The sequence below is a fragment of the Pelomonas sp. Root1217 genome (assembly GCF_001425705.1).
Taxonomy (GTDB): domain Bacteria; phylum Pseudomonadota; class Gammaproteobacteria; order Burkholderiales; family Burkholderiaceae_C; genus Pelomonas.
Window position 1 is genome coordinate 1 of record NZ_LMDC01000011.1, and the last position, 12,825, is coordinate 12,825.

Genomic DNA, 12,825 nt, shown 5'->3' on the forward strand with positions numbered 1-12,825 from the left:
GCGTTCACTCCTCCAACGCGACCACCAGCACCGCCTTGGCAGGCACCTTGATCGACAGCTTGCCGCCCGCGGCACGCGCGCTGAACGCTGCCGGCTTGATGACCTGCGGATCCTGGAASGTGTTGTGCGCGTCCATCGCGGCCGAGGTCAGCACCTTGCCGGCCGCACCCTTGACCTTTGTGCCGGCGACGTCGACGGCGATATCGACCGCCTGGTTCGGATCGGTGTTGACCAGCGACAGGTAGAGCTTGCCGTCCTTGGCGCGTGCCGCCGAAGCGCTCACGCCCGGAATGGTCGTGGKGCCCAGCGTGTAGCGGGTGTTGTCCTTGATCGCCAGCGGCAGCGACTTGGCATCCTGGAACGGCACGTACATCTGGAAGGCGTAGTAGGTCGGCGTCAGGACCATCTTTTCCTTGTCSGTCAGGACCATCGCCTGCAGCACGTTGACCATCTGGGCGATGGTGGTCAGGGTGACTCGCTCGGCGTGCTCATGGAAGATGTGGAAGTTCAGCGCCGCCACGAGCGCGTCGCGCAGGGAGTTCTGCTGGAACAGCCCGCCTCTGGGGTTCACTTCGTCATACCAGGTGCCCCACTCGTCGACCATCAGCCCGATCTTCTTGTCGGGGTCGTTCTTGTCCAGCACGGCCACGTGGTCCTTGACGAGCTGGTCCATCTTCAWGGTGTTGGCCAGGGTCGAGATCCACTCGCYTTCCTTGAAGCCGAGGTCCTTGCCCTTGACSTCCCAGTTGCCGGTCGGGACGGTGTACTGGTGGACGGTGATGCCGATGGTGCGGCCCTTGAGYTCCTTGCTCAGCGCCTGGGTCCAGGCGGTGTCGAAGCCGCTGCCGCCGCTGGCGATCATCTTCGGCCGCGACTTCTCGGGCGCCCACAGGAAATGCTCGTAATTGCTGTACAGGCTCGCGTAGTAGTCGGGCTTCATGTTGCCACCGCAACCCCACAACTCGTTGCCGACACCGAAGAAGGCGACCTTGAACGGCTTTTCGCGCCCGTTCTGGGCGCGCAGCCGGGCCAGCGGCGAGCCGCCTTCCGCAGTCATGTACTGCACCCAGTCGGCCATCTCCTGCGCTGCTGCACCTCGGCAATGTTGGCGTCTGACAGCGTGAAATCGGCCGNAGCAGCCAGCGCCCATCATAGTCGGGCTTCATGTTGCCACCGCAACCCCACAACTCGTTGCCGACACCGAAGAAGGCGACCTTGAACGGCTTTTCGCGCCCGTTCTGGGCGCGCAGCCGGGCCAGCGGCGAGCCGCCTTCCGCAGTCATGTACTGMACCCAGTCGGCCATCTCCTGCACGCTGCCGGTRCCGACGTTGCCGTTGACGTAGGCGTCGGCGCCCAGCATGTCGATCAGGTCGAAGAACTCGTGGGTGCCGACGGCATTGATCTCCTCGACGTGGCTGCCCCAGACGTTGCTCGGTCGCTTGTCCTGCGGGCCGATACCGTCGCGCCAGTGGTAGGTGTCGGCGAAGCAGCCGCCCGGCCAGCGCACCAGCGGCACGTGCAGTTCCTTGAGCGCGCCGACGACGTCGTTGCGCCAGCCGCGGGTGTTGGGGATGTTCGACTTCGTGCCGACCCACATGCCTTCGTAGACACCAGTGCCGAGGTGTTCAGCGAACTGGCCGTACACGTACTTGCTGATGACGGGGCCGGGCTTGCCGGCGTCGATGTGGATGCTGACCGGGTTGGCGGCGAAAGCCGGTGCCGCGATCAGGCCGAGGACGGCGAGGCCGTGTTTGATGGAGTTCACAGGGGTTGTCTATTCAAGTGGGCGCAAGTGGAGGAAGGCGGAACGTGGTCGCGCCTGGTCAGCGACGGTCTGCCGCCCCTTGCCCGACCCGGTAGTAGTCAAAGTCGACACGGCCGCCGGCCGTCTTGGTCGAGTAATAGAAGAGGCCGAAGCGATAACCCATGAAGTGCGGGAAGGTGTACTTCAGGCGAGAGGGACGACCGATGGGGGTCCAGGATTTGCCGTCGAGGCTGTAGGAGAAGCGGGCGAGTTCAGGCGCGGGCTCGAAGTCGCAGTCGACCCTCAGATGAACGGTATTGCCCGAAAGGGGAACGGAGGCGAGTTCTTCGGGCTTGTCCGTTTCGGCGCTCACCATGACGACGGAACGGACGCCATTGGCCATCCTGACGCCCACGAAACCGTACTGCCGCTGGAAGGCGGACAAGCCGGCCCAATCGCCGTCCTTCATGCCGCTCACGTCGATGCGGGTGGTGGCCGAACTGCTCGGGCCAAAGGTGCGCTGGGTGAGCGTGTTCGGGGCCTCGAGCAGCGTGGGAACGACCCGGCTGGTGGTGAGGCTCAGGTAGCCCGGCCGCTTGGTAAGCGACCAGTCATGGGGCTTCGGGTTGTGATTCCATTGCCAGGCCAGCGGCAGGGCGGGGTCACCGGGCTGGCGGTCGAATTCGTCGGAGGCGACGATGCCCGAGACGCCGGAGACGCCCTGCGCGCCGGCGGGGATGTCCAGCGTCATGGGAACCTTGCCGTTTTCACCGAGCACGGGCCAGCCGTCCTTCCAGGCCACGGGCACGAGGTAGGGGATGCGGCCGACGGCGGCGTTGTCCTTGAAGACATAGGCGTACCACTTGCCTTCCGGGGTGTCGATGAGACCGCCCTGGGCGATGCCGCGATCGTCGAGCGCGATGCGACCCTCGTAAGGGCCGTCGATGGCGTCGGCGCGGTGGACGGTGACGGTGCGCGCCCAACGGCTGCCGGGTGAGGCAATGTTGAAGAGGTAGTAGCGACCGTTGGCCTTGAAAAGCTGCGAGCCCTCGCCCTTGAGCCCGCCCTGGTCGGCGCCGAAGAGGCCGTTGACGTTTTCGACGATGACCTTGTTCACGCCGCCGGGCTTGATGCCGGAGAGATCGGGTTTCATCTCGGTGAGCATGATGCGACCGCCGCCGTAAACCATGTAGACGCGACCGTCGTCATCGAAGAACAGGCTGTGGTCCCCCAGCGATGGCTCGAAGCTGATCTCTTTCCACGGGCCRCGTTCCGGTTCGCGTGTGGTGTAGATGTGGGTGCGCCCGGTATTGGCCGAGAACGTTGACGCGTGGAACACGCCGTTGTGATAACGCAGGCTGCTGGCCCAGGAGCCTTCACCGTAGGCGTTCTTGCCGTTTTCAAGGCGCAGGGCGTCGTTGTCGCCAAGGGTCTCGTAGGCGTACGAGGCCATGCGCCAGTTGACGAGGTCCGTCGACTTCATGATCGGCAGCCCCGGACTCATGTGCATCGTCGTGCTGCTCATGTAGTAGGTCTTGCCGACACGGATGATGGCTATGTCCGGGACGTCGGCCCAGATGAGCGGGTTGTGGGCACGATTCGGCTGTGCCGGCGCAAGGGCGCTGGAGCCGTCGCGCAGCGCGGGGTTGGCACCGGACGATGGTTCTGCGGCCAGCGCGGTTGCGCCGGTGAGCACGGCCCAGCAAAGGGCGACGGGGTGCAGGAAGCTGACAAGGCGCATGGCTGGATGTGAAGCGTCAATAGGAGAACGGTGCCCGTTCTCTAGGGCCAGAGCTGGCGCAGGTCAGCGCGAGCCGGCGCCTGGCTCGATCCGGTAGTAGTCAAAGTCCACACGGCCGCCCGCCGTCTTGGTCGAGAAATAGAAGAGGCCGAAGCGATTACCTATGAAGTGCGTCGGGTAGGAATAGGTCAGGCGCGAGGGACGGCCGATGGGCGTCCAGGATTTGCCGTCGAGGCTGTAGGAGAAGCGGGCGAACTCAGGCGCGGGATGGAACTCGGCGTCGACCTTGAGGTGAACGGTCTTGCCAGACAGGGGAACGGAGGCGATTTCCTCCGGCTTGTCGGAATCGGCGCTCACCATGACGAGAGATCCGGCGCCGCCGCTCATCTTGACGCCCACAAAACCATACTGTTTCTGAAACACGGTCAGGCCGGCCCAGTCGCCGTCCTTCATGCCGCTCACGTCGATGCGGGTGGTGGCGGAACTGCTCGGGCCGAAGGTGCGCTGCGTGAGCGTGTTCGTGGCCTCGGGCAGCGTGGCGACGATCCGGCTGGTGGACAGGCTCAGGTAGCCCGGGCGCTTGGTGAGCGACCAGTCATCGGGGCGAGGGTTGTGATTCCATTGCCAGGCGAGAGGCAGGGCGGGGTCGCCAGGCCGGCGGTCGAACTCGTCGGAGGCGACGATGCCGGACGCACCAGAGGCGCCCTGCCCGCCGGCGGCAATGTCGAGCGTCATGGGCACTTTGCCGTTTTCGCCGAGCACCGGCCAGCCGTCCTTCCAGGTCACTGGCACGAGGTAGGGAATGCGACCGACGGCGCCGTCGCCTTTGAAGAGATACGCAAACCATTTGCCGTCCGGGGTGTCGACGAGGCCACCCTGGGCGATACCGCGGTCATCCAGCGCGATGCGACCCTCGTACGGCCCGTCGATGCGGTCGGCACGGTGGACGATGACGCTGGGCGCCCAGCGGCTCTTGGGCGAGGCGATGTTGAAGAGGTAATAGCGGCCGTTGATCTTGAAAAGTTGCGAACCCTCGCCGTTGAGCCCGCCCAGATCGGAGCCGAAGATGGTGTTGACGTTTTCGATGAGAACCTTGTTCAAGCCGCCGGGCTTGATGCCGGAGAGATCGGGTTTCAGCTCGACGAGCGTGATGCGACCGCCCCCGTAAACCATGTAAACGCGACCGTCGTCATCGAAGAGCAGGCTGTTGTCATGCAGCAAGGGTTCGAAATTCGTCTCTTTCCACGGGTCGCGCTCCGGATCGCGCGTGGTGTAGATGTGGGTGCGTCCGCTGGTGTAGGAGAAAGTCGAGGCGTAGAACACGCCGTTGTGATAACGCAGGCTGCTGGCCCAGGAGCCTTTGCTGTAGGCGTCTTTGCCGTTCTCGAGGCGCATAGCCTCGTTGTCAACGAGGGCTTCATGGGCGTAGGAGACCAAGCGCCAGTTGACCAGATCCTCCGACTTCATGATCGGGAGACCCGGGCTCATGTGCATCGTCGTGCTGCTCATGTAGTAGCTTTTCCCTACGCGGATCATCGACATGTCCGGGACGTCGGCCCAGATGAAGGGGTTGTGGGCAAGCTTCGTCTGTACCGCCGCAAGGGCGCTGGAGCCGTCGCGCTGCGCCGGGTTGGCACCGAGCGACGGTTCTGCGGCAAGCGCGGTTCCGCCAGTGAGCGCAGCGCAGCAAAAGGCGATGGTGTGCAGGAGTCTGGAAGGGCGCATGGCTGGATGTGAAGCGTCAATAGGTTGTTGAGGGGTCAGCGCGAGCCACCGCCTGGCTCGATCCGGTAGTAGTCGAAATCCACACGACCGCCAGCGGTCTTGGTCGAGTAATAGAAGAGGCCGTAGCGGTAGCCCATGAAGTGCGGGATGGTGTAGGCCATGCGCGAGGGACGACCGATGGGGGTCCACGATTTGCCGTCCAGGCTGTAGGAGAAGCGGGCGAGCTCAGGCGCAGACTCGAAGTCGCAGTCGACCTTGAGGTGAACGGTCTTGCCAGTGAGCGGCACGGAGGCGATCTCCTCCGGCTTGTCGGCATCGGCGCTCACCATGACGAGGGACTTGGCGCCGTCGCTCATCCTGACGCCGACAAAACCATAGTGCTTCTGGAGCGCGGTCAGGCCGGCCCAGTCGCCATCTTTCATGCCGCTCACGTCGATGCTGGTGGTGGCTGAACTGCGCGGGCCAAAGGTGCGCTGCGTGAGGGTGTTTCGGGCCTCGAGCAGCGAGGCAACGATTCGGCTGGTGGTCAAGCTCAGGTAGCCCGGGCGCTTGGTGAGCGACCAGTCACGCGGCTCGGGGTTGTGATTCCATTGCCAGGCCAGCGGCAGGGCGGGGTCACCAGGCTGGCGGTCGAATTCGTCGGAGGCGACGATGCCCGAGACGCCGGAAACGCCCTGTGCGCCGGCGGGGATGTCCAGCGTCATGGCCACCTTGCCGTCTTTGCCGAGCACGGGCCAGCCANGGGTTTGGCGTGCTGCCGCTACCTGTTACCAGGCTGGCGGTCGAATTCGTCGGAGGCGACGATGCCCGAGACGCCGGAAACGCCCTGTGCGCCGGCGGGGATGTCCAGCGTCATGGCCACCTTGCCGTCTTTGCCGAGCACGGGCCAGCCGTCCTTCCAGGTCACCGGCACGAGGTAGGGAATGCGACCGACGGCGCCGTTGTCCTTGAACAGATAGGCGTACCACTTGCCTTCCGGGGTGTCGATGAGGCCGCCCTGGGCGATGCCGCGGTCATCGAGCGCGATGCGGCCCTCGTAGGGGCCGTCGATGGTGTCGGCGCGGTGGACGATGACGGTGCGAGCCCATCGGCTGCCCGGCGAGGCGATGTTGAAGAGGTAGTAGCGACCGTTGACCTTGGACAGCTGCGAGCCCTCGCCGCACAGCCCGCCCTGGTCGGCACCGAAGACGGCGTTGACGTGTTCGACGATGACCTTGTTCACGCCGCCGGGCTTGGCGCCGGTGAGATCGGGTTTGAGCTCGGTGAGCGTGATGCGATTGCAGCCCCAGGCCATGTAGACGCGGCCGTCGTCGTCGAAGAACAGGCTGTGGTCATGCAGTGCAGGCTCGAAGCTTGTCTCCTTCCACGGGCCGCGCTCCGGATCGCGCGTGGTGTAGATGTGGGTGCGTCCGCTCGTGGCGGCAAACGTCGAGGCATAGAACACGCCGTCGTGGTAGCGCAGGCTGCTGGCCCAGGAGCCGGCACCGTAGGCGTTCTTGCCGTTTTCCAGGCGCAGGGCTTCGTTGTCGGCGAGCGTCTGATAGCCGTAGGAGGCCATGCTCCAGTTCACCAGGTCCGTCGACTTCATGATCGGCAGGCCTGGGCTCATGTGCATCGTCGTGCTGCTCATGTAGTAGGTCTTGCCGACACGGAGGATGGCGATGTCCGGGACGTCGGCCCAGATCAAGGGGTTGTGGGCAGGAGCCGCCTGAAGCGCCTGTGCCGCCCGTTCCGCCGCAATGACTTCAGGTGTGACGCAGGCGGCCACGAGGGCCATCAGGAAAAGGATCGGGCGGTTCATGAGGCGGACAGGGTGTTGGGGCATGTCGTTGCTGCGAAGCTGATGACTGCGCGGAACTAGCGCGCGTAGAGCGCGAACGCGAAGTCAGCGGGGCGGCCCTCCCGGTCCTTCAACGGCCGGTCGTCCAGGCTGGCCTCGCCGTCGGCATAGACGTCACTGCGGCTGGCGCGCAGGTTGATCGTCAGCGCGTCCTTCTCGCCCTGAAGCGCCAGCGCATAGCGGCGACCAGACTTCAGCACGACCGGCGGATGGGCGCTGAAGTCAAAGCTCAGCAGCCCGGCGCCTTGCGGCCGGTAGGCGATGGCCAGGCCGTCGCCGGCGCCGAGCAGTTCGGTGCCGGCCTCCACGTCACGCAGTGAAAGCCGCAGCGAGTGCGTGGCGTCCGTGCCGTGGCCGTCGCCGGCGTACAGGCTGAGCCGGCCCAGCGCGATGTCGTCGCGCGGCACGAAGGTCTGCACCATGCGGCTGGCGCCGCCGCCGTCGCGGTGGAAGCCCACGGGTTCCGGGGCCTGCTCGAAAGGCCGGGCGACCGAGGCCAGCGCCGGGCTGCCCGGCCAGGTTTCGGGATAGCCTTGGGCGAACTGCTGGACGGCCACGCGCGGGTCGGAGCGGCCCGGGTCGGGCAGCGCGGGCACCTTGCCGGTGGGCGGCTTGGGCGGTGTGCTGATGCCGGCCACGGTTTGCGTGACGGGCCACATGCGGCCGTCGGCGTCGTAGTAGAGGTACTCCATCGTGACGGAGCGGCGGGCGCCGGCGCCCGTCTCTCCGTCGGGCAGGGTCAGCGCGCCGTTGTGATAGACCAGGTAGGACTGGCTCTTGAAGTCGTCGATAAGGCCCGCGTGGATGGTGTAGCTGTTCTTGGCCGTGCCGGTCAGCACGCCCTGGTAGGTCCAGGGCCCGCGCGGGCTGGGCGCAGTGGCATAGGACAGGTGCTCGGCGAGACCCTGGTGCGCCATGGACGCGTAGGTCATGTAGTAGAGCCCCTTGCGCTTGGACAGCCACGGCCCCTCGGTGTAATTGGGCAGCGCGATTTTCTCGATCGGGCCGTCCAGCTCGGTCATGTTGGCTTTGAGCTTGGCCAGGTAGAGCACCGGGTTGCCCCAGGCCAGCCAGGCGGTGCCGTCGTCATCGATGAAGACGGTGGGGTCGATGTCGTTCCAGCCGTAGGGGGCCGGCGTCGTGGCATCGGTGATCAGCGCCGAGCCGCGCGCATCCTTGAACGGGCCCAGTGGGTTGTCGGCCACCGCCACGCCGATGGCCTTGCCCGGCTGCGTGTCGTTGTGTTGCACGGTGGCGTAGAAGTAGAAGCGGCCATTGCGCTGCACCACCTGCGCAGCCCAGGCGTCGCCCGTGGCCCATTTGAAGTCGGTGGGCTTCATGAAGGCGCCGTGCGCGGTCCAGTGGCGCAGGTCCTTGGACGAATAGGCCAGCCACTCCTTCATGAGGAAGAAGTCGTTGCCCTTGGCCTCGTCACGGCCGACGTAGAGGTAGACCGTATCGCCCACGACCAGCGGCGCGGGGTCGGCGGTGAAGCGGTCGCGCAGCACGGGATTCGCGCCGGGCGGCGGCTCCGCGGCCGGCGCGGCGCCGCTGGCAAGGGCGGCCCCGCAGAGGGCGATGCAATGGAATCGGTTGAAGAGGCGCATGACCAGGTGGACCTTCAATAGGTTTGTGTTGCGGGTGTTTCCCGGAGTGGCAAGGCCTAACCCCGGATGATTCGCCGGTGCCGCGCTTTCTTACTGCGACCAGATAAAGCGCGCGCCGTCGCTGTTGTCCGGCATGGGGCCGGGGCTGTCGGCCCGGATGTCCCCGGTCTGCGGATCGATGCGCAGGAAGCGGTTCGTGGCCAATGACATCAGCACCAGTTCGCCCGTCGGGGTTTCGATCCATTGGAAACTTTGCGCCGTCCCGGGCTGCCCCGCCACCAGCGTCACTGCGCCGTCTTCACCCACCGTGACATAGCGTCGGCCCGAGCACAAAGCGACGCGGCCCAAGCGGCGGTCGACGACCTCGAAACGCGTCGGGATACCCGAAGCCAGGCGCCCAGCGCTGTCCGTCAGTCCGCTCGTCGCTTGAAACGACGCCAGCCGGATCGACCGGCCATAGGGAATCGGCCGCATCAGGCCGCGGGTATGCGGCTGATGGACGTCGATGCTGTCGAAATCGGCAAAGCCGCCCTCGGCGCCGGTCGTGTTGTAGTTGAACAATCCATAGCGAACGCCCTGGAAGGTGAACGTCTGGTAGAGCAGCACGACCTCGTTGCCGATCGGGGTGAACGTCTTGCCGTCGACCGAATAGCTGAAGCGCGCTCGTTCGGTGAGGAAGTCGCAGTCGGCCCGAAGCCAGATGCGCGTGCCGGTCAGCTTCACCCGCGCACGCTGGTCCAGGCGTTGGTCGTGGAAGACGACGTTGAGCTCGTCGGCGAGTTTTTCGACGCCCAACGTTGCATACGGGAGATTGAGCAGGCCCAGGCCGGCCGTGTCGCCGGGCTTCAGGTTCGACGCATCAAGCAGGACGGTCGGCGTGGACATCGGCCCGATGGCCCGCTGGGTCAGCGTGTTGCGCGCTTCGTAGAACGAAGGCGCCGGCAGAGCATGCAGCCGCAGGAAACCGGGCCGCTCCGACAACGACCACTTGTCGTCGACCGGGACATGGTTCCACTGCCACAGGGGTTGGAGCTGCGGCGCCGAGAAGTCGTCGCTGCGCTGAAAAGGCACGCGCACCGCCTGCGCTGTGGTGGTCTTGGGCTTCACCCAGGTTCGCGGCGTGCGCGTCAGGTTGCCCGGCAGTCCGAAATAGGGCCAGCCGTCCTTCCAGGTAATGGGAGACAGGCTGAGCAGGCGACCGACGGAATTGAAATCCATCATCGAAAAGCCCCACCACTCGCCCGCCGGCGTCTGGACGATGCCGCCCTGATGCAAAGCCAGGCTGTGCTTGGCGGCGGGGTCGGGGCCCCAGGTCTCGAACGGCGGCTTGGGGCTGCCCAGGCGCTTGCTGGACGCCATGCCGAAGTCCTCGTGCAAGCTGATCGCCTGATGGACCTCGTAGGGCCCCAGCACATGATCCGCCCGTGCCGCCGGCATGCGAAAGCCACCGGCGTAGTTGGCGCTGATGATGTAGTACTTGCCGTCGATCTTGTAGAAGTGCGCGCCCTCGCCCATGCCGGCGTCTTTGCTGAACAAGACGCGCTCGGTGCCCGGCACGATGTCGGTCAGGTCGTCCGTCAGTTGGGCCAGACGCATCGTCTGGTGATCCCAGACCACATAGGCCTTGCCGTCGTCATCGAACAGGACGGACAGGTCGTGGAAGCCACGCTTCATCGGCGTACGCGTCCACGGCCCCTTCGGATCGGTGGCCGTGAACATCTGGGTCGCCTGGCCGTTGACGTTGGCGAAGATGTAGAACTTGCCTGCGTGGTAGCGGAAGGACGGCGCCCAGATGCCTTGGCCGTAGATGTGCTTGCCGTCCTCCAGCCGGTAGGCCGGGCCGAGGTCGAGCTTGTCCATGGCATAGGCCACGAACTCCCAGTTGACCAGGTCCTTCGAGCGCAGGATCGGCACGCCCGGCATGGTGTGCATGGTGGTGCCGGTCAGGTAGAACCAGTCGCCGACGCGGATCAGGTCCGGATCTGAGAACTCGTCATAGAACAAGGGATTGGTGAAGGTGCCGTTGCCGTTGTCCGGGGTCCAGGTCGCGGTCGACATGCCTTTTGGCGCGCTCACTGCTTGCGCCCCACCCTTCAACGCAGATGCCGGCGCCGCGCAGGGCATCAGCGTCAAGACGATGCATGACACCGCTGCGGCGATGGAAATCTTGTTCATTCTTTATCGCTTGGATCAGGGGCGGCTTCAGGGTCGCAGGCTCTACTTGCGCTCGAAGCGCCAGTGATCGAACTCAAACATCGTCGGCTCGCCTTGACCCCTGAAGATGAGGTAGAGGTCGTGCACGCCCGTGGCGCCCGAGACGGGCACGCTTTGCTGCTGCCACTGATCCCGGCCGCCGGTGCGGGCCACCGTCAGGGTGCCGAGATGCGGGCCTTCGACGCTGTCGAGCCGCAACTCGATCTTGCCGCCGTCCATTTCGCTGGCCAGGTTGGCGACGAAGCGTGATGCGCCCTTGCTGCCAAAGTCGACGCCGTTGACCTTGATGTAGCTGAGATCGGTGATGCGCGTGACATACATGCCGGCCTTGTCACTACGCGCGGTCTTGATGCCAGGCGCCCAGTCGAACGGGCGATCCCGATCCCGCTTCACGCGGGACGTCCAGGCCATGGTCTCGGCCTCCACGCGTTCGTAGGGCGACAAGGGTTTGAGCGGAGCGACGCCGACGTTGTCCCACCAGGGGAGCATGTTGATGGTGCCGTCCGCGTTGTAGTCGAACCGGGTCACGGTGACCGAGCGGCGTTCGCGATGGATGGGCGTGTCGGCGAAGTTCAGCCGGTAGTTGAACCCGAACAGGTAGGACCCACCCATGTAGTCGATGATGCCCGGGTGGTTGCCGGTCGAGTTGGCGTTGTGGTCCATGATGTCGCCCTTGTAGACCCAGGGGCCGGTGGGCTTGTCGCTCATGGCGTAGCCAATGCCTTCGGGGCAGCAACTCGACGCGTAGGCCATGTAGTACTTGCCCTGGCGCTTGTAGAACCAGGGACCTTCCTGGTAGTTGCCCGGCTTGGAGTCGATCTGCTTGATCTCGCCCGAGTAGGAAATCATGTCCTTGTTCAGCTTGACGTACCAAAGATGGGGATTGCCCCAATACATATAGGCCTGACCGTCGTCATCGACAAAGACCGTGGGATCGAAGTAGCCGTTGGCCTTGTCGATCAACGGCTTGCCCAAGGCATCCTTGAAGGGGCCTTCGGGCCGGTCGGCAACGGCGACGGCAATCACGCTCTTGGGCCAGCCCTGCACACTCACCGACGCATAGAGGTAGAACTTGCCATCGCGCTCGACCACCTGGGAAGCCCAGGCATCGTTGTCCTGCACCGCCCAGGGGAAGGTGGCCAACGACGCCACGACGCCCTTGTCGGTCCAGTTCGACATGTCGGTCGACGTGTAGAGCCGCCAGTTGCGCATCTTGAAGTCACGCGCTTCGTCCTCGTCCTGCCCGGTGTAAAGGTAGACAACGCCCTTGTGCACGAGCGGTGCCGGATCGGCGGTGAAGCTGGTCTGTACGACGGGGTTCTCAGCCTGGCTCGGCTGCGGCCAGACGCAGGCCTGGACAAGCGCCAGGAGCGCAAGCACGCGCGCAATCATGGGGAACCTCGATTCGGAACGATGCGGGGCGGCGAAACGGCCATCCGCTGAGAAAACTACGGGCGATTTCGACCCATGCCGCATGGCGCTTCACCTTTCAGGTTGATCAGTTCGAGCTGACGCCAGCAGGCGTGCAGACAATTCTTCTTGTGATCGCATGAGCTCAAGACGAGCCAGGGATCAGCCCAGCATCTTGAGCAGCATGTGATGGTGCTGCGGCATGCGCGCCACCGAGGCTTCGATGGCTTTGCGACGCTGGTCCAGCGCCGCCAATGCCCGTTCCGGCGCGATCTCCGCGAAGACCGGATCGTTGCGCTCGGGCCAATGGTCCATGCCGGCGTGGATGGCGAGCCAACTGGTGGCATCGAACCCCTCCTCGTCGTATTCATGCAGCACGCCGTAGCGACGCCACAGTTCCATCCGGAAGGCCAGGGTTTCGGGCAACTCCATCGATGACACATGGCGCCATAGCTCGCTGTCGCGGCGGCGGGTCAGGCAGTAGTGCAGGATGATGAAGTCGCGGATGCGTGCGAAGCGGCGCGCCGCGCCGTCGTTGAACAG

9 protein-coding genes and 1 pseudogene are annotated in these 12,825 nt (G+C 65.1%); all 10 read right to left on the reverse strand.

Going from position 1 to position 12,825, the window contains the following annotated elements; all coding sequences use genetic code 11:
• Positions 1–4: 4 nt before the first annotated feature.
• Positions 5–1,078, reverse strand: a complete 1,074-nt coding sequence (locus tag ASC95_RS29850; RefSeq protein WP_235537840.1) for an alpha-L-arabinofuranosidase C-terminal domain-containing protein — start codon at positions 1,076–1,078, stop codon at positions 5–7.
• Between the two features lie 238 nt (positions 1,079–1,316).
• Positions 1,317–1,766 (reverse strand): annotated as a pseudogene (locus tag ASC95_RS31800) (alpha-N-arabinofuranosidase); the annotation flags it as partial.
• A 58-nt stretch (positions 1,767–1,824) separates the two neighbouring features.
• Positions 1,825–3,486 carry a glycoside hydrolase 43 family protein gene (locus ASC95_RS08885; protein WP_082567638.1) on the reverse strand — a complete coding sequence of 554 codons (1,662 nt, stop codon included), beginning with the start codon at positions 3,484–3,486 and terminating at the stop codon, positions 1,825–1,827.
• 63 nt (positions 3,487–3,549) lie between these two features.
• Positions 3,550–5,211 carry a glycoside hydrolase 43 family protein gene (locus tag ASC95_RS08890; protein ID WP_082567639.1) on the reverse strand — a complete coding sequence of 554 codons (1,662 nt, stop codon included), beginning with the start codon at positions 5,209–5,211 and terminating at the stop codon, positions 3,550–3,552.
• 35 nt (positions 5,212–5,246) lie between these two features.
• A complete protein-coding gene (locus ASC95_RS32470; RefSeq protein WP_369820600.1) occupies positions 5,247–5,915 on the reverse strand; it encodes a hypothetical protein in 669 nt (222 codons plus the stop codon).
• Positions 5,916–5,971: 56 nt separating this feature from the next.
• The gene (locus ASC95_RS08900) at positions 5,972–7,012 is read right to left on the reverse strand and encodes a glycoside hydrolase 43 family protein (protein ID WP_057297394.1); all 1,041 of its coding nucleotides are present in this window, start codon (positions 7,010–7,012) and stop codon (positions 5,972–5,974) included.
• Positions 7,013–7,068: 56 nt separating this feature from the next.
• On the reverse strand, positions 7,069–8,676 hold the full coding sequence (locus ASC95_RS31350) for a glycoside hydrolase family 43 protein (protein WP_235537842.1): 1,608 nt from the start codon (positions 8,674–8,676) through the stop codon (positions 7,069–7,071).
• 72 nt (positions 8,677–8,748) lie between these two features.
• A complete protein-coding gene (locus ASC95_RS08910) occupies positions 8,749–10,833 on the reverse strand; it encodes a glycoside hydrolase 43 family protein (protein ID WP_082567640.1) in 2,085 nt (694 codons plus the stop codon).
• A 42-nt stretch (positions 10,834–10,875) separates the two neighbouring features.
• Positions 10,876–12,252, reverse strand: a complete 1,377-nt coding sequence (locus ASC95_RS08915; RefSeq protein ID WP_200960112.1) for a glycoside hydrolase family 43 protein — start codon at positions 12,250–12,252, stop codon at positions 10,876–10,878.
• A gap of 192 nt (positions 12,253–12,444) precedes the next feature.
• The coding region (locus ASC95_RS08920; protein WP_162250742.1) for a tryptophan 7-halogenase at positions 12,445–12,825 on the reverse strand (381 nt) is incomplete at its 5' end.

Coding starts and splice junctions, on each gene's coding strand:
- ASC95_RS08890 (WP_082567639.1), bottom strand. CDS start 5,211: ATGCGCCCTTCCAGACTCCTGCACACCATCGCCTTTTGCTGCGCTGCG.
- ASC95_RS32470 (WP_369820600.1), bottom strand. CDS start 5,915: ATGACGCTGGACATCCCCGCCGGCGCACAGGGCGTTTCCGGCGTCTCG.
- ASC95_RS08900 (WP_057297394.1), bottom strand. CDS start 7,012: ATGAACCGCCCGATCCTTTTCCTGATGGCCCTCGTGGCCGCCTGCGTC.
- ASC95_RS08910 (WP_082567640.1), bottom strand. CDS start 10,833: ATGAACAAGATTTCCATCGCCGCAGCGGTGTCATGCATCGTCTTGACG.